This is a genomic window from Alcaligenes sp. CHO6 (assembly GCF_037120595.1).
GTDB classification, from domain to species: domain Bacteria; phylum Pseudomonadota; class Gammaproteobacteria; order Burkholderiales; family Burkholderiaceae_B; genus Alcaligenes; species Alcaligenes ammonioxydans.
The window spans coordinates 1,331,999-1,353,262 of the sequence record NZ_JBANCI010000001.1 but is presented as its reverse complement, the minus strand read 5'-3'; the positions used below and the strand labels follow the sequence as shown (position 1 = coordinate 1,353,262).

Annotated in this window: 20 protein-coding genes; 15 read left to right on the top strand and 5 right to left on the bottom strand. The window is 50.5% G+C overall.

What is annotated here, in order from left to right:
- Positions 1 to 218: 218 nt before the first annotated feature.
- From V6936_RS06370 to V6936_RS06360, 4 genes are all read left to right on the top strand, one after another.
- The gene (locus V6936_RS06370) at positions 219 to 752 is read left to right on the top strand and encodes a hypothetical protein (RefSeq protein ID WP_336579601.1); all 534 of its coding nucleotides are present in this window, start codon (positions 219 to 221) and stop codon (positions 750 to 752) included.
- Positions 753 to 791: 39 nt separating this feature from the next.
- Positions 792 to 974 (top strand): restriction endonuclease, encoded by a 183-nt coding sequence (locus tag V6936_RS17375; protein ID WP_442892567.1) that lies wholly within the window; start codon positions 792 to 794, stop codon positions 972 to 974.
- A 218-nt stretch (positions 975 to 1,192) separates the two neighbouring features.
- Complete coding sequence (locus V6936_RS06365; protein WP_336579600.1) at positions 1,193 to 1,558, top strand: hypothetical protein; 366 nt, start codon at positions 1,193 to 1,195, stop codon at positions 1,556 to 1,558.
- A 6-nt stretch (positions 1,559 to 1,564) separates the two neighbouring features.
- On the top strand, positions 1,565 to 1,933 hold the full coding sequence (locus tag V6936_RS06360) for a hypothetical protein (RefSeq protein WP_157664275.1): 369 nt from the start codon (positions 1,565 to 1,567) through the stop codon (positions 1,931 to 1,933).
- A gap of 100 nt (positions 1,934 to 2,033) precedes the next feature.
- Here the strand turns inward: V6936_RS06360 and V6936_RS06355 are convergent, their stop codons facing one another.
- Positions 2,034 to 2,615 (bottom strand): hypothetical protein, encoded by a 582-nt coding sequence (locus V6936_RS06355; protein ID WP_336579599.1) that lies wholly within the window; start codon positions 2,613 to 2,615, stop codon positions 2,034 to 2,036.
- Positions 2,612 to 4,324, bottom strand: coding sequence for a hypothetical protein (locus V6936_RS06350; RefSeq protein ID WP_336579598.1), 1,713 nt, complete (start codon positions 4,322 to 4,324; stop codon positions 2,612 to 2,614). Before V6936_RS06350 ends, V6936_RS06355 begins: the two co-directional genes overlap by 4 nt.
- A 114-nt stretch (positions 4,325 to 4,438) precedes the next feature.
- On the opposite strand from V6936_RS06350, the gene V6936_RS06345 reads away from it, so the two are divergent.
- From V6936_RS06345 to V6936_RS06335, 3 genes are all read left to right on the top strand, one after another.
- Positions 4,439 to 4,993, top strand: a complete 555-nt coding sequence (locus V6936_RS06345) for a hypothetical protein (RefSeq protein ID WP_336579597.1) — start codon at positions 4,439 to 4,441, stop codon at positions 4,991 to 4,993.
- Positions 4,994 to 5,371: 378 nt separating this feature from the next.
- Positions 5,372 to 5,674 (top strand): hypothetical protein, encoded by a 303-nt coding sequence (locus V6936_RS06340; protein ID WP_336579596.1) that lies wholly within the window; start codon positions 5,372 to 5,374, stop codon positions 5,672 to 5,674.
- A 125-nt stretch (positions 5,675 to 5,799) separates the two neighbouring features.
- Positions 5,800 to 6,762: an OmpA family protein gene (locus V6936_RS06335; RefSeq protein WP_336579595.1), complete on the top strand. Its 963-nt coding sequence runs from the start codon at positions 5,800 to 5,802 to the stop codon at positions 6,760 to 6,762.
- A 773-nt stretch (positions 6,763 to 7,535) separates the two neighbouring features.
- Here V6936_RS06335 and V6936_RS06330 read toward each other — a convergent pair.
- Positions 7,536 to 7,976 carry a hypothetical protein gene (locus V6936_RS06330; RefSeq protein WP_336579594.1) on the bottom strand — a complete coding sequence of 147 codons (441 nt, stop codon included), beginning with the start codon at positions 7,974 to 7,976 and terminating at the stop codon, positions 7,536 to 7,538.
- A gap of 407 nt (positions 7,977 to 8,383) precedes the next feature.
- Positions 8,384 to 8,806: a hypothetical protein gene (locus V6936_RS06325; protein WP_336579593.1), complete on the bottom strand. Its 423-nt coding sequence runs from the start codon at positions 8,804 to 8,806 to the stop codon at positions 8,384 to 8,386.
- Positions 8,807 to 8,904: 98 nt separating this feature from the next.
- Here V6936_RS06325 and V6936_RS06320 point away from each other — a divergent pair, with 98 nt between their 5' ends.
- A complete protein-coding gene (locus tag V6936_RS06320) occupies positions 8,905 to 9,180 on the top strand; it encodes a nuclear transport factor 2 family protein (protein WP_336579592.1) in 276 nt (91 codons plus the stop codon).
- Between the two features lie 1,057 nt (positions 9,181 to 10,237).
- Here V6936_RS06320 and V6936_RS06315 read toward each other — a convergent pair.
- Positions 10,238 to 11,149 carry a LysR family transcriptional regulator gene (locus V6936_RS06315; protein WP_003801333.1) on the bottom strand — a complete coding sequence of 304 codons (912 nt, stop codon included), beginning with the start codon at positions 11,147 to 11,149 and terminating at the stop codon, positions 10,238 to 10,240.
- A 111-nt stretch (positions 11,150 to 11,260) separates the two neighbouring features.
- Here V6936_RS06315 and metE point away from each other — a divergent pair, with 111 nt between their 5' ends.
- From metE to folE2, 7 genes are all read left to right on the top strand, one after another.
- Entirely contained in the window at positions 11,261 to 13,552 is a 2,292-nt protein-coding gene (gene metE, locus V6936_RS06310) for a 5-methyltetrahydropteroyltriglutamate--homocysteine S-methyltransferase (protein WP_003801332.1), read from the top strand.
- Positions 13,553 to 13,804: 252 nt separating this feature from the next.
- Positions 13,805 to 14,782, top strand: coding sequence for a DUF1852 domain-containing protein (locus V6936_RS06305; RefSeq protein ID WP_003801329.1), 978 nt, complete (start codon positions 13,805 to 13,807; stop codon positions 14,780 to 14,782).
- Between the two features lie 29 nt (positions 14,783 to 14,811).
- Entirely contained in the window at positions 14,812 to 15,840 is a 1,029-nt protein-coding gene (locus tag V6936_RS06300; RefSeq protein ID WP_003801327.1) for a methionine synthase, read from the top strand.
- Positions 15,841 to 16,364: 524 nt separating this feature from the next.
- Positions 16,365 to 17,012, top strand: a complete 648-nt coding sequence (locus tag V6936_RS06295; RefSeq protein ID WP_059317735.1) for a TetR/AcrR family transcriptional regulator — start codon at positions 16,365 to 16,367, stop codon at positions 17,010 to 17,012.
- A 19-nt stretch (positions 17,013 to 17,031) separates the two neighbouring features.
- A complete protein-coding gene (locus tag V6936_RS06290; RefSeq protein WP_003801323.1) occupies positions 17,032 to 18,744 on the top strand; it encodes an acyl-CoA dehydrogenase family protein in 1,713 nt (570 codons plus the stop codon).
- A 290-nt stretch (positions 18,745 to 19,034) separates the two neighbouring features.
- Positions 19,035 to 20,252, top strand: a complete 1,218-nt coding sequence (zigA, locus tag V6936_RS06285; protein WP_059317940.1) for a zinc metallochaperone GTPase ZigA — start codon at positions 19,035 to 19,037, stop codon at positions 20,250 to 20,252.
- Positions 20,253 to 20,315: 63 nt separating this feature from the next.
- The gene (gene folE2 / locus V6936_RS06280) at positions 20,316 to 21,257 is read left to right on the top strand and encodes a GTP cyclohydrolase FolE2 (protein WP_336579591.1); all 942 of its coding nucleotides are present in this window, start codon (positions 20,316 to 20,318) and stop codon (positions 21,255 to 21,257) included.
- The last annotated feature ends 7 nt before the right edge of the window (positions 21,258 to 21,264 follow it).

Below are 21,264 nucleotides of genomic sequence, written 5' to 3'. Positions count from 1 at the left end.
ACAAACGTTTTTTCTGGTCGTCTTCTAATGATCTAAAGAAGTCATTTTTTTGATTGTTTTTTGAGGGAAGCGCGCAAATTAAAAAGAGCTGTAGCGACCGAGAAAAATGGCAAATAAAAACTGGAAGTTTGGAATCCGCTGATCTAGGCGCATGCCGCGTTTCTTTTTTTTAAAGTTCTAAGGTATACTTTCCATCGAGCTAAAAACGGAAAGCAATCATGCCTGATAAAAACAACAAACGGTTAGAAAGCGATGCGCTTCAAATTTCTCCAAACAGCTTGTTTCAAAATAAAGAAGACCGGAAATTGTTGAAGAGGCTTCTGCGTTTTGCTCTTACTATAGGTACTTTCGCGATGGGGCTGGCTGGGTGCGCCACCAATTACGATTCCCCGCGACGTTTTGTGGGGCATCCAGTCTCGGATGTGATTGCGACGATGCCCCGTTATGGCATTGATCAAGGCACTGACGACAAAGGTCGCCCCTATTTTCAGTGGAAATTTACGGAAACAGAAACAATTACGATTTCGTACGGAACCACACGACAAATTCCTGGTGGTGGACCTATAGTATCCGGCGGCCTTGCCTTTAGAGACGAACAGCGAGTGCGCCACTGCAGCGTTACAGCATACTATGATCCTGCAAGTATGATCACAACGGAATTCAAAGTTAAGCGTCCGCGTAACGCCAAGTGTAGAAGGATGGGCTCATACCTTAATGGATCGGCCTTCCTGCCCACGGACTTTCCTGGATGAAATTACAGGCTTTCCTTTGCCAAGCACCTTCCCATCTACGTGTTTATCAATTGCTACAATATTAATACCCCATTGGGGAGCTACAACCCAGACTGCGCGGTGGTGTTTCAGAATGACACCCGTGTCTACTTTGTCGCGGAAACTAAGTCGAGCACGGTTACGGGTGAGCGAAGAAGCAAGGAGAACCTGAAAATTGAATGTGGTCGTAAGCACTTCAAGTGAGTGTCAGATGTTGTCTTCAAAGATGTTAAGGCGCTGGAGCAGCTAGTTATTTAGGGTACAAGAAGTTTTTTGATACCAATTTTGATTGTGGTATCAATGCGATATCGTTTTTCAACTTATTGATTAAAAATAAAATTTTCATACTATTTGTAATTGAGTTGGTTTTATTGTTATCAAGCGTATTGGCCGAAAAACCTTCGGGGAATATAGAGCAGCATATGTTGGCCGAGATTGCGAACCTAAGTGGTATTGTAGTTGGTGATTTACAATCTGCACTTAAAGCTTGTGAATTGAACCAACGCGATATTAATTTATGTGTTTTTCAGCGTGCTATTGTGGCCGAGCGATTGCTAGATGATGCGATTGAAACGACCGAAGCAAAGAGAAATAGTGATTATATTGAGTGGAAGGAACAGCTTCAATCTCGCTGTCATGCAGATGCTGAAAAAGAAGCTGGAGGCGGCACACTACTGCCCCTGTTGATTTCTGAATGTAAAGAGCTTGCCATGCTGGCTGAGCGATATAGGATATTAGGACCAGAAAATTTTTCACCGCCACCGCAGCCCCCGCATAAATGGGACTAATATCTGATGATGAGTTTTACGATACGCAGTTTGCTAATTTTCTGCCTTTTTTCTTTTCCAAGTCTTGCTGATGATCGTTTGCCCTTGAAAGAAGGGCGCTATACAGTTGAGGGCACACAGTGTGAAGCGGTTGACAATATCAATACGGCTTTGCTGAGTAATCAACATATCAGCATAGCTGAAAGTCGATGTGAATTTTCCGAGCCAACATTAATCGGTGACGGAGAGTATTCATTGAAGGCAACATGCGCACAACCCGAACTGCGCGCTGAGTTTTTAAATGAAGCACAGCTAAAAATCGTTTTGCAGGATCGTTTTCGTATTGATGATGGTTTCAAACTGCGTTCATATACGCTTTGCCTGGTCGAGAAATAGAGGCAATCAACTTTTTTTATGCAAGGAGGGCTGTTTTTCATTGGGCTAAGCATTGCCCCCAACCTGATCGGTATATAGCAACATTTTATTTTGCTCTTATCTATTGCAGTCCATTCGGGTAAGGCTCGATAGCGTCCGCTTTTACCCAACCTTGCGGGCAGGATGTAATTTCCCCATTTTCTACGCGCTTACAGTGTTTCATAGCCGTGCTATACGGCTCAGGCAAGGGGGCAGAGACGCGACATAAAATATCTGCTGTGTTGCAGTTTTCGAATCGATCATCTGGCATCGCCATAATGAAATATGCCACATCAGAAATACCGTATTTGGCGGTAGCCTTGATGCAAATGAGCTGATCTTCAGCGAGACTGGTGTGAGTATTCGGATCATTCTCAACACTGTCTGCTTTTGTGTAGAGTTTGGTAGGTTGACCGTAAACTGCCCCATAGTAAGGTGCAACAGAACAGTCACTATGAATATTGACCTTGTAGGGGCCTGTGGCGCAGTCGAAAGTTTTTTCATCATGACATTGAATGCCAGATTGATCCAGTAGCTCGCGTAGTTTTGCTCCTTTCAGATCGCCGTTTGCTTCACTAGCGATCGCTGATAATGGTTGGGACAGGCTCAAAGCAGCGACTAGGATAAATCCTGATCGAAAAAGAGAAGTTAATGGTTTGCTCATAGTTGACATGCCTTTTTCTTATCCAATCCATCCAATACCAAAACCAGTGAGTTGCCAAATTGCATGGCATTAACATTGCATCCCGCAACAGGAACCATGGTGCTGCCTTTGTCTTGATCGGTAATGTCACCATTAACAAAGACTTGCAGGGAAGCCGAATTTTTCTCATTGACTTGTAAGGCCTGAAAACGAAACGGATCGGCTTTGTGAGTATCGATCAATATCGTGACGCCTTGTACTTGCGGCAAGAAGTTAGCAAGATAAATCGTGCAGCCTTTATGTATGTCGGTGCTTTTGCAGGCATGAGCATACTCTTGGAATAAATAATCAGGCATCAGTGAAAACGCGTCGCGGGTAACCTGGCGGGTTTGCTCAGTGTTAGGCACAAAAACGGTTTGATTGATTAACTCATCACGTAATTTTAGTCCTTGTTCTGGCGTGATAACTTGAGCAGGCACGGAGAGGGCTGTAGGTTTTTTGGGGAGCAGTGTGCCCAAGGTGATTGCAAGGTCACGCTTATCAACGGCTGCCTCTCTTAATTGTTTTAATGCATTTTTACCGGGCTCCCCCCATTTTATAAGCTGGCGTACATTGTTTTCAGTAAAACGCTGATCGCTGGAAAGAGCCATCGCTACTTGTTGTTGAGCAGCAATACGCAATGGCGATAGCGCGTCAGTCAATGCTAGAGCAAAGATACCGTAAACAGGAAGCACCATGACAAGATTGATGCGCCGTAAACGCTGTGTCCAGACTGCTCCGCCTGTGAGCGCCCATAGATAGGAAAATCCGTATACGAGGCCGATGGTTGTCAGGTAAATGAATGTGACATCAACGGGCGCAAGGCCAAAGTTTTGAAAGTCTTCATAAAGCAGCTGTGCGGACAGGAAACCGAACACTAATACAGCAATCGCTGCGATTTTTCCTAATTTGTCGTAAGCTCCTTGCAGGCGCTCAGTTTCATTACGCTCACTAATGATGGTCGCAATAATAGAGCAGCTTAACATTGCCCACACGGTGAGGCTGATTGAAAGCTGGGAGTCGGAATTCGACTCCGTGCCAAAAAACACGATGAGCATCATTAGCGCCATGAGCGGCAACAATAGCTGTGGCCCTATCAGATGAGCAATAAAACGTGATCTTGGTGATGTAAAAGACGGTTCAAGACGATCTGTTAATATGGCAACGACACCTGCTATCGCGCCAGCAATGAGCCAGGAGATGAAGCGCATCAATTCAGGATCGACAATATCGGTACCGATGCCCGAAGCCGTAGAATAAATAGCGACCCAAAAAAGGCAGGCAAGCGCTGCGAAGACGCGCCAGCAGATATTCCATGCGGACTGATAGATGATGGCATAATCAAAACGACGGGTCTGTACGTAAGCCACTAAAAACGGCAGTGGCAATAGGATGATCATCAGCATGGGGGTTGCATTGACCGTTTGCCCCGAATATTCGCCGGTGAGAATGCCGCTTGTGGCAAAAGAAGCTAAAAAACTGATGATCAGTCCGTTGAGAACAGCACCAGCAATGACCCATGGCAACTGTATCATTCCGGCTGTTGCAAGAATGGTTAATACAGCGCCAGCAGAGCCGTAGCCAATCACAGGGTTTACGTTCTGATCAGCGATCATGCTGCTGACATCAAGTAAACCGAATATGCCCCCAAGGATAAGGCCAGATAGTACTATGAATGCATTTTTTTTCATGCCTATCCTGATTTTTGTTTCAAAATGTTTAAAAATATTCTATATGCCTAGTGCGTTAATCTGTACACTCACCGATTAACTTGTCGATGCATTATAGCGATTTGGTGTGAGTTGATGAAAAATTATAGATTTTGTGCTTCAATTTTCTGCATAAAAGTATTGGCTGCTGGTTTCCTTATTAATTATCCTGTTTCGGCATTAGTAGCAGAAAGTTGTATCGGAGAGGTATTCGTTTCTTGCAATGTTGCTAAGAATAAACATTTACAGGTTTGCATAGAGCCTGCCACTGACAACGCAGAGCCGAAATTTACCTATAAGTTCAGTGAGAAAGAAAAGAAGGGACTTTCGCTAAGCGAAAATTTCTCCGCCAAAACGGTGTCGCCATGGAAAGGCGTTGGCAGAGCTATCAACTCAAGTGTTGTATTTAACCATCAGGGATATCAATACCATGTGTGGCAAAGCTTCGACCGTCTGGACGAAGAGGCTGAGTTACAGGCTGGTGTTAATGTATCAAAAGGGGATGAAAATATTGCCTCTTTTACCTGCCAGTCGGATAACCAAACCAGTATTGCACCATTATTCGTCTTGGAAGATGCGATGGAGGCTGCCGGCTGGTGTTACCATTCAGGGAAATTTGAATGGCAAAACTGTGCTGTTAAAGATCAATAATACTCACACGACAATATAATTTTTATTATTGAAAGTTTTTTCTGCGTTTTTTGCGAAAGCGAACAGTTTTTACTTGCATAACGATTCTGAGAGAAGTTTAACGCTTTATTCGAGATTAAAAAATCTATCTGCGGCAGTTATTTTCTCTGTGGCTTTTATTGATCTGGGAATTGATGTGATTTGTAATTGTGAACGTTATTAATTATTGTTAGAATTCCGTGTTTTTATTCAAGATAAAATTTTATTTAATTGATATTTTTGATCTAAAAATGACACGTTTTATATAATAGTTTTAACAGTGTTTGTGGCACTAAGCTTGAGTGGTTGCGCAGCTGAGATTGGTTCTGCTCTTGGTGTTCTCTCCTCATAGAGAAACCTATGGTGCGAGCCGAGAGAATAGAGAAATATCGCGGTGTGTTTGGTCGTAGCGTTGAGGCTGAAACAGTTTTGAATGGAGAGGCTGCCTACACATGGGATCTTTCCTATTATCAAAGAGTGGCTGTAGAAGTTGATACTTATGCGTATCATAATTTGGATCGCCCAGGAATGAGGACAGGTATTATTTATGAGGATAGAGACGTATTACGTTTGTGTCAGTTGACCATGTTATATGATCCGAAGACGCGTTTGGTTACGAATTTTGAGCTTACCGCCCTAGCGAAGTGTGGCGGCGGTGCTTAGTGCATTCCGTAAAATATAGGGTTTCCAAAAGATCTGTAAAGTTTTTATGTATAAGAGTGTGTAGTAGTTGGCCCTTGTAAAGATCAATTTCTAGCGATTAAGTTTTTTGCGGGTTATTTAAGAATATGTTGAAAAAAACGATTTTATCAATGCTTTTAGTGTTATTAGCTGGGGGTGTAACTACTGTCTTAGCTGCTGATGTGAAAGGCTCATCGGATCATCAGCTATTAAATCGGTTTCCTGGAGCAGAGATTCGTAGTTACTTGCAAAAAAATTACGATGCAGCGTCTTTGCCAAGAGCTAAGATTGATGATAGAAAAGCACCGAGTGAGCTGCTTGAGCTGGAAGGTAAGGTTACTAGTATCTCTTACAGAATCCCGGGTGAACACTCCGCCCTAGAAGTTTTTCGAAACTATGAAAAGGCACTGCAGCAAGGAGGTTTTGAAACATTGTTTGCTTGTCACGGTCCAGATACATGTGGAACGGACATGATGCCTTTTATTTCTTTGGAGGGGCGTGTACGACCGCAAAGCTTTGGTGATGCTGTCTTTGGTAGTGGAAGTGAGCGGATTGTACTGTCGCGTCGTAGCGATGAAACAGGGGAGGTGCACGTGTTTCTACACGTAGTGGAGGATACCCCTAACAATAGAACGTATCTCTATCAGCAAATTATAGAAGGTACAGAGTTGGAGCTAGATCAGATAAAAATTCTCCAAGCTGATGAGTTGCAGCAATCACTTGAGCGTCACGGGTATGTTGCTATCCCAGGTATTTATTTTGATAGCGCTAAAGCAGAGATTAAGCCGGAGTCTAGTGCGGCTTTGTCAGAAATGGCTAAATTAGTGACCAGTAATGCTGGTCTGAAAGTGTATGTAGTAGGCCATACGGATAACCAGGGTTCACTTGATACAAATCTTGCATTGTCTCAGAGTAGAGCACAAGCAGTTGTTGAGGCTTTACGTGACTCGTATAGTATTGATGTGGCAAGGTTGGTTGCTAAAGGGGTAGCTTCTTTTTCGCCAGTAGCAAGTAATGCGCAGGAAGCTGGTCGCTCTCGCAATAGGCGGGTTGAGCTTGTTGTGCAATAGATAAAACAATTGAATGGACAGTAAATATGTTTACCGTCCAATTAGATTCTTAGTGAGAGTCTTGCATTTTACAACAGTTATTTTGGTTTGCTGTTACTGATTGAGTAGCTGCTTGAACGGTTTTTTCAAAGAGAACGTTTAGAGTTCGGTTGCTTGTTACTTGCGTGCATAAGCTTGTTAGCACACGTTGATTCATTGCATCGTCTAAAGCAAGATTTCACTTTTCAATGTCTCGGACGTGGAGGATAGGCGTTAATAAAATGCCTAAGTTCTGTTCTTGAGCTTCAGCGAGTTGTTGATTTATGGCTTTACCTTGTAGATGCTCATTGTCAGGCAGTTTCCCGTATGGCGAACACCGAGACATAAAACGGCAGATGTAGCCAGTACCATGAAGATTTTTTATTTTTCATGTTGTTCTCTTTGAGTTTAATTTAATCAACTATTGCTTAGTACAAGCTGTGCACTTGGTTTGCTCGTGGGTGACGTTAGGGACTAGGGTATGTTGCCGTACTATCAACAGTAGACAGTTAACGCAGAGTTGCAGACTTATTCTGCGTTAGAGGGAAAAGGGTGGTAATAGCTCCCTGAGTTGAAGAACAGAGAAGCCAAAATCCCCAATGCTATTAGTATTGTTGGGATCATCTTCGAGTTGATATTGATCTTGCGTCTACAGTGTCAAAACGAGCATACCTTCAGGACATCTTGCGTTACCTTCTGCAGGTAACTTTGGGTCGTTAGCTCACCTGGTACCGACCGGGTGGTAGCATACTTGCTTAGAAGCCCCACACTGGCTGAATCTTCGCGAGTTCCGCGCGAACATGCGTGCACTCGAATTCATTTGTCAGCTCCAGGTCTGTCACCAAGCGTGTGCTTTCATCGTAGGCGATCGTCAATTTGCAATCACGGTCAAACGTACGCGTTCCGTAGACGATGCCTGTGGTCATGCCTGGGCGATCCTGGTTGTAGTACGCATAACTGTCCACTTCAACAGTACGGGCTTCTGTATAGGACGCATTCCACGTGTAAGCAGGATTCCCGTTCAGAACAGTGGCAACTGCGATATTGCGGCCGAAATAATCCACGAATTTGTCAACGGGTTCGCCACGAATCCTGGCCTTGTGTATCTGCATATTGACAGCACTGCCGATCTGCGCGCAACCAGTCAATCCAACCACCAGTACCCCCGCGACTGTAGCCTTGAGCAAACGTTTCATAAACTACCTTTTTTGTTGTTGAAATACCGAATCGCTTTGTGGTTGAAACTAATACGCGATCTACCAGACACATCATTTCGTGGGCCCCGCTGTTTCTACTCAAGGCACCCGCTTATCTCGTAGGCGGAAAAGTATAGCAGAGCTGTCGGTTTTTGTAGTGCATCGTTCGTGGATCGGCATAGGATGCGGTGCTTGTGGACTGTATCCCTGCCAGACCACCGGACATGCGGGTACGCACGACCGAGATCCCCGCAAAGCAGACAAGTAGCGGCACCCACTGAACCTCTGCTTTTGGCCGATAGCCGAAGTAGCAGGGTGTCCAAATGGAATAGTGAGTTGTCCACGAAATATTGGAACGGGTATCCGGTGTTAGTCAAAGAAGTTGACCGATATCTATGCAACCAACCTTATATTTTCATGTGGGATGTCGTGCTCCTTGGCCGGGTCAAGCCAGACTTCTTCAACCGGTTTCCAGTTACGGACAGAACGATTCTTGCAGCGCTCAGGCTTAACCTGCTTGGCGGCCTCATAAACGGCTTTGCGGGATAGGCCGGTGTATATTTGAGCGTTCGGAACAGGGTCTCGGAGTACGGATTATGATCGCTGACCGAAAGCCGATTGAATAACGGCACGACACCCAGCCACAGCAAGGTCGCTAGCATGGTAGCGTCTTTCATTGGACTACCATTGTCCGAGAGTAAAACGAGCTGGCCTTTGCTAACACCGTGTTTGAGGCACGCCTTGTCAATGAGGATGGCCGTATGCTGTGCCGATTCATCAAGATGCACTTCCCAGCCGGTAATCAGGCGACTATAAACATCATTCGTCATATACAAACGTAAAACTGCCTGCGAAGACCACTAGGCAGATATGTGATCTCCCACGACCAAACCTGATTGGGTGCCGTTGCGACCTAAGGGGGGGGGCAGTGAGTGTGGCGAACCCGGGTTTTGTGGCCACGCAGCTTCACCGACTGGCTGCAGTTGCTGCGGGCGCTGCCTTACTGCTGGTGCTTCGCGCTGGTGCACCGCATGCGTCCTTTAAGGACCCTTTCAATGAAGTGCGCGGACAGGACGGTATTCGGCAAATCTTTGCGCATATGTTTACGATCGTGGATGTTCCTCGTTTTATAGTGACGGAGCAGCTGGTCCAAGGGCAACGAGCGTTTTTGGCTTGGGAGTTCCACTTTCGTATGCGTCGCTGACGCAAAAGTGTGCCGCAGTGCATTCGTGGAGGGACGTTCTTGTGGCTAAACGCTCAAGGCCTTGTGCTAGACCACCGTAATTATTGGGACACAGCTGAAGAACTGTATGAAAAGCTACCTTTGCTCGGGAGGTGCGTGGCCTGGCTGCGTCGCGTAGGGTCTGCAACAGCTTCCTGCAAACTGTGAAGGCTGTATTGAGCGCTGTCTTTAGCCGGGGCGCCTATAACTTTAGTCGTGCACTTTATCAAAATCGATGTCGTACTGCTGGGCCAGCTCCTAGTCGGTTCCGCTGGCAGCAGCATGGGCTGCTCTCGACATTCACCTTCGATTAAACACATCATATTGCACCAACCTCAAAATACAGATGCCATTGCTTTAAATTTGGATAAACGTAAGGGCAGTATTTTTATAAAGCCTCAGCCTAGTCCGCACATTTGAGCTTTGATGCTAATTCACATCATTGGTGAAACTGTGAGACTGGGCTCGATAAGGCAGTTGATGACTGGTTAAGATGTTGCGCATACTTTATGCGCTTTTTCGAGTATGGTGTTTTTAATGGTATTAAATGATTTGTGATATGCAAGTTGTTGTTTTTTTAAGATTAATAATTTCTTATTTGTGACTGAGTGGGAATGCCCCCGCGTCTGGCAGTACCGTGCTCCTGATGGCATAAAACCTGATAAGCCCGCATTACTGCGGGCTTATTTACATTCATCCGCTTTTGCAAATGGAACCCGACTCTTTCCGTTGCATATTAAGCCTATGTACGTTGATGGCTCTCGCCGACGAGTTCAGGCTTGCCACCACGTCCTTGTTAGTGATGTAGTTGTTTTCCGGCCTTGCTTGGGCCAATCCCGGCGCGCATCGTCGGTGTCCCACGGTGGGGCAGCCTCAGTAGGCATGGCCTGTGGATTGGGCGCAAAGGGTGCAGTGAAACGCGCTTGATGGCATTTTCAGTCTATGGGGCGCGATGGTATACGCGTATCTTCCTTACTTCGTCAGCATCATGGCTTCATGATTCAGACAAGGGGATATTAAAGCGTCTGTAAGTGGCGCTTTACTTCTTGTTCTGCTCTTGTCCTCCGGGCCCAAACCCCCGCGCCAGCTCCATAAAGGCCTGCAGGTAGTCAATTACGGCCTCCGTCTCCCGCATCCCCAGGTAAATTTGTTTGGCGATGCCTTGTTTGCCCAACCTGACCGGTACCACGTCCAGCTTTTCGGCATACTCCTCCACCAGCCATCGCGGTAGCGCCGCCACTCCACGGCCGCTGGCTACCATCTGCATCATGATGTCGGTTGTTTCAATCGTTTTGTGCCGTCTGGGGGCGATGCCGGCGGGCAGCAGAAACTGGTTGTAGATGTCCAGCCGGTCTATGTCCACCGGGTAGGAAATCAGCACTTCCCGGTCTATGTCCTGAGGTTTGGCATAGTCTGCGGTAGCCAGGCGATGTTCGGTATTAACCACCAGCACCTGCTCGTAATCGAACACGGGCTCGAACTTCAAACCTGGCTTGTAGAGCGGGTCCGGTGTGACCAACAGATCAATCTCATAGCCAAACAACGCGCCAATCCCGCCGAACTGGAATTTCTGCTTCACATCGACATCCACGTCTGGCCAGGCGTTCAGATAGGGGGAGACGATCTTCAGCAGCCACTGATAGCAGGGGTGGCATTCCATACCGATACGTAGCGATCCGCGCTCTCCCTGAGCAAACTGACCCAGGCGCTCTTCGGCCAGGTCCAACTGAGGCAGCACGCGATTGGCGACCGCCAGCAGGTACTGGCCTGCCTGCGTCAACTGCAGGCTGCGGCCCTCGCGGCGCCAGATTTCAGTGCCTAATTGTTGTTCCAGTTTTCTCATGGTGTGGCTGAGGGCCGACTGAGTGACGTGCAGCACATTGGCAGCGGCGGTCAGGGAGCCTTGCTTGTCGACTTGCTGTACGACGGACAGGTGGATGCGCTCTAACATGTTACGTGAAGAATTTTCATGAATTGGTGAGATAAGACCATTTTACTTCATTGAACCGGCTTCCTACAATGCAAGTCATTCTTTGTTCACCCCGTCCTTTGAGAGCAGCACATGACGACGATTCATAATCTTGGCTTTCCGCGCATTGGCGCCAAACGTGAACTGAAGTTCGCTTTGGAATCCTATTGGAAGGGTGAGTCTTCGCGTGAGGATCTTCAGGCCTTGGGCGCGCAGTTGCGTCAGCGTCACTGGGAGAATCAGGCGGGGCTGGATCTGGTGCCTGTAGGGGATTTTTCTTTTTACGATCAGGTTCTCGATACCAGCTTTCTGCTGGGCAATCTGCCCGAACGTGTGCAAGGTTTTCAGGGTGATGAGCTGGATAATTATTTTCGTGTCGCGCGAGGCCGGTCCGCTCAAGGGGCGGAGGAGCATAGCGCCTGCTGCGGCGGAGTGGCAGCTGGTGAGATGACCAAGTGGTTTGATACGAACTACCACTACATCGTTCCCGAATTCAAGGCCGACACCCAATTTACGCTGCACGCTTCGCGTTTACTGGAGCAGTTGGCACAAGCCCAGGAGCAGGGCGTTCACGCCAAGCCGGTGATTATTGGGCCCCTTACTTATTTGGCATTGGGTAAAGCCAAGGATGAGTCCAACAAGCTGGCATTACTGGATCGGCTCTTGCCGGTGTATGTGCAGTTGTTGGAAGCCCTGGCTGAGGCGGGTGCGGACTGGGTTCAGATTGACGAGCCTATTCTGGTCACCGAGCTGGATGACGAGTGGCAGCAAGCCTTCAAAAAGGCGTATGAGCAATTCAAACCTGTTGGCGTCAAGCTGCTGGTCGCAACGTATTTTGGACAACTGCTGGAAAACACTGCCTTGGCAGCCGGTCTGCCGGTGGCGGGTTTGCATGTGGATGCGATCAACGATCGGGATGGTGTGGATGCGTTGCTCACACTCCTTGCTAAGGACAAGGTACTGTCTTTGGGCGTGATCAATGGCCGCAATATCTGGAAAACGGATTTGACGGCCACGCTGGACTGGGTGGAGCCTATCGCACGCCAACGAGGGGATCGTGTGTGGTTGGCCCCTTCCTGCTCATTGCTGCATGTGCCAGTGGATCTGGAAAGCGAGCAGAACCTGGATGCGGATGTGAAATCCTGGTTGGCCTTCGCTCTGCAAAAGTTGGACGAGTTACGCATTCTGGGCCAAGCCCTGGCTCATGGGCGTGAGGCTGTCAAGGCAGAATTGGCCGAGAATCTGACGGCTCTGACAGCGCGTCGTCAGTCTCCCCGTGTCCATAATCCAGCGGTGAAGGCGGCTGTTGCTGGGCTTAGCGCCGAGCAGGGCAAGCGCAAGAGCGAGTATGCGCAACGGGCCGCCAAACAGGCGCAGTTTCTGAATCTGCCGGCGTTTCCCACGACGACTATCGGCTCCTTCCCTCAAACGACAGACATTCGCCGTGCCCGTAGTGAGTTCAAAGCCGGCCGTCTGGATGAAAACAGCTATCAGGCCGCCATGCGTGCCGAGATTGAGCGCAGCGTGCGTGAGCAGGAGAAGCTGGGTCTGGACGTTCTGGTGCATGGCGAGGCCGAGCGCAACGACATGGTTGAGTATTTTGGAGAACAGTTGGAGGGCTACGCATTCAGCCAGTTCGGCTGGGTGCAGTCCTACGGGTCGCGCTGCGTGAAGCCTCCCATCTTGTTTGGGGATATCAGCCGTCCCCATGCCATGACGGTGGAGTGGATTACGTACGCTCAGTCGCTCACTCAAAAGCCGATGAAGGGCATGTTGACAGGGCCGGTGACGATTTTGAACTGGTCTTTTGTGCGGGACGATCAGCCCCGTGCGGAGTCTTGCCGGCAGTTGGCGTTGGCCATACGCGAAGAAGTGCTGGACCTGGAGAAGGCCGGCGTGCGTGTAATCCAGATTGATGAGGCTGCCTTGCGTGAGGGTTTGCCCTTGCGTCAATCGCAATGGCAGCGCTATCTGGACTGGGCCGTCGAGTGCTTCCGTATCGCTGCCAATGGGGTGAGTGATGCGACGCAGATCCACACTCACATGTGTTATTCCGAGTTCAACGACATTATTTCCTCGATCGCGCACATGGATGCCGACGTCATCACGATTGAAACCAGCCGCTCGGACATGGAATTGCTCGATGCCTTTGAGCACTTCCAGTACCCCAATCAGATCGGACCCGGTGTGTACGACATTCATTCGCCCAACATCCCCAGCGAGCAGCACATCGTGAATTTGATGAAGAAAGCCGCTGAGCGTGTGCCCGCAGACCGTCTGTGGGTGAACCCGGATTGTGGGCTTAAAACCCGTCAGTGGGCAGAGGTGATTCCGGCCTTGAGCAATATGGTGGCCGCCGCGAAAACCTTGCGGGCAAGTGTCTGATCGGTTCAAGGATCGAGTTTGGCAAACAGTCCCGGCCAGATGCTGGGACTTTCTATATAAGCCAGAGCGCAGACTACTTTCCTGGCAGCGACGCCAGGCAGAGAACTTCTCCCGGTTTGGCGCGCTAGGGCTTTGCGTTGAGCCTCTGCCTGTCAATCCGTGCAGCAACAAAATAAAAAGCCTGCTCTGCTCAATTCCATTTAGTTGGCAAGCAGATCAGCTTCCATATCAGAAATTAGGGTCTAAAAGAAAATGAACCAAGAATTTGCGTTTAGCATCCGTAGTATTCGTTTCGATGAAAACTATCGTCCGGCAGACAGCACACGTCTGACGACTAACTTTGCCAATTTGGCGCGAGGTGAGAGTCGCCAGCAGAATCTGCGCAATACGCTGGCCATGATTAACAATCGCTTCAATAATTTGGCTCATTGGGATAATCCGGCGGGCGATCGTTATGCTCTTGAGTTGGATATTGTCTCTGTAGATATCGATATTGAGGGAAATGGCTCCACCTTCCCAACAATTGAAATTCTGAAAACGACCATCGTTGACCATAAAGAGAACAAACGTATTGATGGTATCGTTGGCAATAATTTTTCCTCTTATGTGCGCGATTATGATTTCAGCGTGGTTCTGCTGGAGCACAACAAGAACAAAAATGGCTTTAGTGCCCCGGAGGGATTTGGGGATCTGCATGGCAAGTTGTTCCAGTCTTTTGTCAATTCCAGGCTGTACCAGGAAAACTTCAACAAATCGCCCGTGATTTGTCTGAGCGTGTCCAGCAGCAAGGTGTACCACCGCACCGGCAATCAGCATCCTGTATTGGGATTTGAGTATCAACAAAACGAGTTTTCGCCTACGGATGCGTATTTTGCAAAAATGGGTCTGAAGGTTCGTTACTTTATGCCTCCCAATAGCCTTGCTCCGTTTGCTTTTTATTTTCGGGGCGATTTGCTGAATGATTATACGAGTCTGGAATTGATCAGTACGATCAGCACGATGGAAACATTCCAGAAAATCTATCGCCCCGAGATTTATAATGCCAACTCGGCGGCGGGAATGCGTTACCAACCTAGTTTGAAAAATCCCGATCACTCGGTAACGCAAATTGTGTACGACCGCGAGGAGCGCAGCCGATTGGCGGTTGAGCAAGGCCGGTTTACAGAAGAGAGCTTTATCAAGCCCTATAAAGCCATTCTTGATCAATGGGCGGCGAATTACGCGCGTTGATTCATCAAAAACAACAAGGTTATTTATTTATGAAAAAGTTGCTACCCACCTCCACCGCAGGCAGTCTGCCTAAACCTTCCTGGCTGGCCGAGCCTGAAAAGCTGTGGTCGCCTTGGCGACTGGAGGGCGAGGATTTGATCGAAGGCAAGAAAGACGCCCTGCGATTGTCTTTGCAAGAGCAGTTGCACGCTGGCATTGATTTGATTAGCGATGGCGAGCAGACGCGACAGCATTTTGTGACCACGTTCATTGAGCACCTGGACGGGGTCGATTTTGAGAAACGCGAGACCGTGCGTATTCGCGACCGGTACGATGCAAGCGTTCCTACGGTGGTGGGGGCAGTGACCCGTCCCAAGTCCGTGTTTGTGGAGGATGCGAAATTCTTGCGTCAGCAAACCTCGCAGCCGATCAAATGGGCCCTGCCAGGTCCTATGACCATGATCGATACGTTATACGACAACCATTACAAAAGCCGTGAAAAGCTGGCCTGGGAATTTGCCAAAATCCTGAACCAGGAAGCCAAAGAGCTGGAAGCCGCAGGCGTGGATATCATCCAGTTTGACGAGCCCGCTTTCAACGTGTTCTTTGACGAAGTCAACGATTGGGGTATTGCTACTCTAGAACGTGCCATCGAAGGTCTGAAGTGCGAAACCGCCGTGCATATTTGCTATGGCTATGGCATCAAGGCCAACACGGACTGGAAGAAAACCCTGGGCTCGGAATGGCGTCAGTACGAAGAGTCATTCCCAAAGCTGCAGCAATCCAAGATCGATATCATTTCCCTGGAATGCCAGAACTCCCGTGTGCCTATGGATTTGATTGAACTGATCCGTGGCAAGAAAGTGATGGTGGGCGCCATTGACGTGGCCACCAACGTGATTGAAACCGCTGACGAAGTGGCCAACACACTGCGCAAAGCACTGAAGTTTGTGGACGCTGACAAGCTGTATCCCTCCACCAACTGCGGTATGGCACCTTTGCCACGCGCAGTGGCACGTGGCAAGCTGCACGCCCTGAGCGCCGGCGCTGAGATCGTTCGTAAGGAACTGTCGGCCTGATGGCTTTGATGCCTGAACGCTAGCCTGTTCAGACTGCCCTCAGCAAACGGTCAAGATGGTGTTGCCATCGCTGTTGCTGGGGGCATATTTTTGTGTGGGTGTGCAGGAGTGCTGCAGATTTTTGCCGGGCGGAGCCTGGGCCTTGTTTCGTAAATGCCCCAGGTTTTAAAGCCTGGGGCATGAAAAAGGAGAGGTGTGGAAATGGGCTGAACCCTGGATAAGCTCAATCCCCAAACGCCAAACACCAAACACCAAACGCCACGAGCCAAACGGCCCACCTGCGTCCACACTCATCCTCGAACTTCCATAGCGCAAGCCCCAACAGTCAACTTCAAGACTTCGCTCTGGGGTCCCAGCTCCCCGATCTCAGGTTCCCCATCCCAGACCTCAAGTCATCAATGCGCCTACCTAGCCTGCCATGCTTGTAGGCGAGTTTTTTGCGACCACTGGATAAAGAAATTCTTGTTCACCACAAAGAAATGAATTAGGATTCACTCATATTATGAATCAGGATTCACTTCTTTATGGCGTACCGACAAACTCCCGCTGTTCAAGCCCGCTTGCATGACAATCGGAGCCGTATCCTGGAAGCGGCCCGCAGTCTGGTCAGTGAGGGTGGCTGGCAGGAAGCCCAGGTGGCCAGTGTGGCGGCCGCGGCGGGCATGGCGACCGGGACGGTCTACCGTTACTTCCCCTCCAAGGCAGAGCTGTTTGCAGAGGTCCTGTCGCAGGTGTCCCAGCGTGAGGTGGACGTACTCACGGATATCGCCCAGGCGGACGGCTCTTGCATGCTGCGCCTGCAAGCCGCAGTCGCCACGTTTGTGAAACGTGCCATGCGCAATCCTCGCCTGGCCTATGCCTTGATTGCCGAGCCTTGCGACAAGGAAATTGACGCGGCTCGTCTGGTGTATCGCGCCGCAATCAGTCAGGTTGTTCACGCCCTGGTCTCCCAAGGTCAGGACGCGGGGGAAATGCGTCAGGATGTGCAGCCCGATATTGCGGCGACCGTCATTGTGGGCGGTTTCATGGAAGGTCTGATTGGCCCGCTTTCTCCCTTAAGCCGTCAACAGCACGATGGCACGGACAGTTACCAGCGCCAAGTGGCCGCGCTGGCTGACCAGATTGCCCAGATGGCGTGTGCCAGCGTGGCAGTCCTTTCTGCCACACCCTAGAAAAAACTCGGAGACAAACATGAATCAGCCGCTTTCCCCCAGTGTTTTGACTGCGTCCGAGGATCGTTACAGCACGCATCAGGTTTTGAATCAGGCTTTGCCTGCCAGCGGGTTCAATGCTTTTACGGGTGATCGGGTGCTGGTTGACGCCATCAGTCGTGAAGCTCCCTGGGCCGCGTCGCGTTGTCAGGCGTTGGGGGCGGTAGCTGGGGATGAAAATGTGCAGGAACTGGCTCACTTGGCGAACCGCCATATCCCCGAGCTTAAAACGCATGATCGATTTGGCAACCGGATTGATTGGCTGGAATTTCACCCCAGCTGGCATGAGTTGATGGGCCTGGCCTGGCAGCACGAGGTGCCCAATTTAAGCTGGCGTACCCAAGAGAAAAACGGCCATTTCGCCCGTGCTGTCTTGTCTTATTTGTGGAATCAGGTGGAGCACGGTACGGGCTGCCCGACCGGCATGGCTTATGCGGCTTATGCTGGTTTCGAGGCCGAGCCTGCCTTGGCGATCTGGGCGAATAAGCTCAAAGGGACGCGCTATGAATATAGTCGTCGCGAAGTGGGGGACAAGCCCTCGGTGGTGATTGGTTATGCGATGACGGAAAAGCAGGGCGGCTCGGACCTGCGTGAGACACAGACGACCGCGCGCTTTTCCCACAGTGCGGATTATCACGGTGCTACGGCGCAGTGGTATGAGCTGACAGGGCATAAATGGTTTTGTTCGGTGCCGCAGTCCGATGGCTTTTTTACGCTGGCTAAAGTCAATGGCGCTGTTACGTGCTTCTTCTTGCCCCGTACCTTGCCGGACGGCAGCTACAACCGCTTTTTTGTGCAGCGCTTGAAGGACAAGGCGGGGAATCGATCCAACGCGTCCAGTGAAGTGGAATACGCCGGCACGCTGGCGATTCGGGTGGGGGAGGAAGGGCGTGGTATTCGGGAAATCCTGTCGCACTCGCATCTGACGCGTCTGGACTTTGCGATTGGCTCGGCGGGTTTGATGCGGCAGGCGCTGACCTTGGCTCTGCGTCACACGACATCACGCAAGGCTTTTGGAACCTCTATTGCCGACCGCCCCATGATGCGCAATGTGCTGGCGGATATGGCGGTCGAGGTGGAAGCGGCAACTTTGATGGCTTTGCGAGTGGCCAAGGCGACGGATCTGATGCAAAGCAGCGAACATGAACGACTGCTGGCTCGGGTAGCGACTCCTGCGGCCAAATACTTTAATTGCTCACGCGCGCCCTCCATCGCGAATGAAGCCTTGCAGTGTCATGGTGGGAACGGGTTTATCGAAGAGAACCCCATGGCCCGCGTGTATCGAGAGGCACCCTTGAACAGCGTGTGGGAAGGCACGGCCAATATGATGTGTATGGATGTGCGGCGCGCCATGATCAGGGATCCGCGCACGGTGGAGGCGGTTTTTGATGAACTCAAACCCTTGGCCGGGCAAGACAAGCGCTTCGATGCGTTGGTGCAGCACACTGAGCGTCTGGTGAGAGCGGCGATCGAGGACGAGTTTCTGGCCCGCCCCATGACTGAAGCCGTCGCCCGCGTCTCGCAGGCAGCCGAGCTGCTGCGCTATAGCTCTCAAGAGGTGGCGGATGTGTTTTTAAGTACGCGCAGCGGCGGGGATGTGGGGTCTTGGGGAGCGCATTACGGCACCTTGGAAATGGCAACGTCCTCCTCAATCGCGCAGAAAATTGTGCGCAGGGCGATGGTCACAGATTGATCTTTGCTGTTTGCAAAGTCTGGAGTGAGCGGGGGCTATCTGGATCAAGTCTTGGATAGCCCTTGTTGCTTGAACCGGGTGGCTTTGCAGGCGAGGCGGCCACCTGACACCTGATTCCCGCTTCCCGTGACGTGGGGCTGGGAGAATCAGGTTGTCCGTTCTAGTCTTCCAGCCCTCCTTGCAAGAGGGTTTTTTCTTGGCTAAATATTGTTATGTTATAACATATCAAAATTGGCAAAATCCTGTGCAAGGAACCGCCCATTGATGCTCAAGGATGAAGAGAAATGACGATGAACCCTAATAACACGCCGGTCGATCCCGCGGCCCGCATTCCCGTAACGGTTTTGTCCGGCTTTCTGGGTGCGGGCAAGACGACTTTGCTGAACCACATCCTGAACAATCGTGAAGGCCGCCGCGTGGCCGTCATCGTGAACGATATGAGCGAGGTCAATATAGATGCGGCTCTGGTTCGTGACGGTGGTGCCGAGCTATCGCGCACGGATGAAAAGCTGGTGGAAATGAGCAATGGCTGTATTTGCTGCACCTTGCGCGAGGACTTGTTGCTGGAGGTTGATCGTTTGGCCAAGGAGGGGCGTTTTGATCAGTTGCTCATTGAATCCACTGGCATTTCAGAGCCGCTGCCCGTGGCTGAGACCTTCACCTTTGAAGGCGAGGATGGCCGTTGCCTGGGCGAAGTCGCTCGCCTCGATACCATGGTCACGGTGGTGGACGCCTTTAATTTCCTGCGCGATTACAGCTCGCAAGACAGCATTCAGTCCCGGGGTGAATCCCTGGGTGAAGAAGACGCGCGTACCGTTGTGGACCTGTTGATTGAGCAGATCGAATTCTGTGACGTGTTGGTTCTGAACAAGATTGACTTGATCAGCGAGCCAGAACGCGAGCGCCTGATGGCCATTCTGAGCAGCCTGAATCCTCGCGCACGTATTGAAATGGCCGAGTTCGGCAAGGTGCCCCTGGACCGCGTGCTCAACACCGGTCTGTTTGACTTTGAAGAAGCCTCCAGAGCCCCAGGCTGGCTGCAGGAATTGCGTGGCACTCACACTCCGGAGACACAGGAATACGGCATAGGCAGCTTTGTTTATCGCGCACGCCGTCCGTTCCATCCGCAGCGTTTTCTGGATCTGGTCGAAAGCGAATGGCCCGGCGTGGTGCGTTCCAAAGGCTTTTTCTGGTTGGCAAACTTCCCGACTTTGGCGGGTTCCTGGTCACAGGCGGGCGCGGTGGCTCGCTATCACGTGGCGGGTTACTGGTGGGCTGCCATGCCGCCCGAACGCTGGCCGCAAGACCCCGAAGCGGTAGCCCTGATCAAGGAAAAATGGGATGAGCGAGTCGGGGACGCGCGGCAGGAGCTGGTGCTGATTGGCATGGAGATGGACGAGGCTGCATTGCGCGCTCGTTTCGATGCCTGCCTGTTAAGCGATGAAGAAATGGCCAGCGGTCCCAGCACCTGGACAACATGGACAAATCCGTTTTCAGACTGGCCTTGATGGAATTGAGGTCTTGCCAAGTCTCTGTCGGCTTGGACAAGGCCTTTTGATTGGATGTTGAGTATGACTGTTGTACTTCCCGACCCGGCTCTGAACGATTCCAGCTATGGCCTGACTCCGCTGTCTTGGGTAGGTATGGAGGGAATCGATTTACCCATTACCGTGGTTGAACCGGGCTATGCGCGCCAACTTCATGCGCGTGTGGATGCCCAGGTTGATTTGCCGCTGACGCATGTGAAAGGGATACACATGTCCAGGCTGTATCGCTTGCTGAATGACCTGCCGCCCGAACAGGCCTTGTCGCCGTTGGAGCTGCGACGTCTTTTGCAAAGCATGGTGGATAGCCAGGAGGACTGCGGCACGCGCAGTGCGCGCTTGGGTTTCAGATTTGATTTATTGGTGCGACGGCCTGCCTTGGTGACGCCGGATCTGGCAGGTTGGAAGTCTTATCCCGTCGTGCTGGAAGCCAGACTTTTGGACGGTATCTTTATGTGCAAGGTGCAGGTTCAGATTGGCTATTCGTCGACCTGTCCGTGTTCGGCGGCGCTGGCTCGGCAATTGATTGAACAAGGTTTTATGCAGGCCTTTGGAAAACAGCCTGTGCTAGGTGCGGTTGAGGTTGCTGCCTGGTTGCATGAGCACGCCAGTCTGGCCACTCCGCATAGCCAGCGCAGTCAGGCTCTGGTTCAGGTCCACGTATTGGAAAATAGGGAAGACTGCGGGTTTTTAGCGCTGATTGATCGTGTCGAAGAGGCGCTGGCAACACCCTTGCAAACCGCCGTCAAGCGGGCTGACGAGCAAGCTTTTACGGCCTTGAATGGCCAGAACCTGATGTTTGTGGAGGACGCAGCGCGTCGTATAGAAGCGGCCTTGGCGGGCTATCAGAACCCTGGTATTCAGGTCCGTCATTTAGAGAGTTTGCATCCCCATGATGCGGTGGCGGTCAAAGCTCCGTTGTCGGAAGCAACGCCTTTTTCAGGACTGAACGGGGGCGTGGAGCCATGAGTGTTTT